Genomic DNA, 496 nt, shown 5'->3' on the forward strand with positions numbered 1-496 from the left:
GGTCGACCTTGCGCGTGTTGATGCCCACCGCCCGGCTCATCAAGCGGTTCTGCACGGTGGCGCGCACCTGCAAGCCCCAGCGCGAACGGTAGAGCATGACGAAGATCGCCCCGGTCAGCAGCACGGTCAGGCCCATCATGAACAGGCCGTTGCGCGGGATCTCGATGGCGTCGCCGAGGTTCACCGAGCCCATCAGCCAGGCCGGCGGTTCGGCGCTCACTTCACGGGCGCCAAACACCGAGCGGAAGGTTTGCTGCATCACCAGGGACAAACCCCAGGTGGCGAGCAAAGTGTCCAGGGGCCGCTTGTACAAGCGGCTGATCATCGCCCATTCCACCAGCCAGCCCACGGCGCCCGCGACGAGGAATGAGAGGGCAATGGCAACGAAAAAGTAATACGGCTGAAAGCTCGGCGCGAAATGCGCGGTAAGGCTGGAACAGACGTAGGTGGTGTAGGCGCCAATGGTCAGGAACTCACCGTGGGCCATGTTGATCAC

The 496-nt window shown here is 63.3% G+C and carries 1 pseudogene; it reads right to left on the reverse strand.

The window, feature by feature from the left end:
- Positions 1-496 (reverse strand): annotated as a pseudogene (locus HX846_RS23615) (urea ABC transporter permease subunit UrtB); the annotation flags it as partial.

The sequence above is a fragment of the Pseudomonas sp. K5002 genome, from assembly GCF_013386655.1.
In the GTDB taxonomy this organism is placed as follows: Bacteria; Pseudomonadota; Gammaproteobacteria; order Pseudomonadales; family Pseudomonadaceae; genus Aquipseudomonas.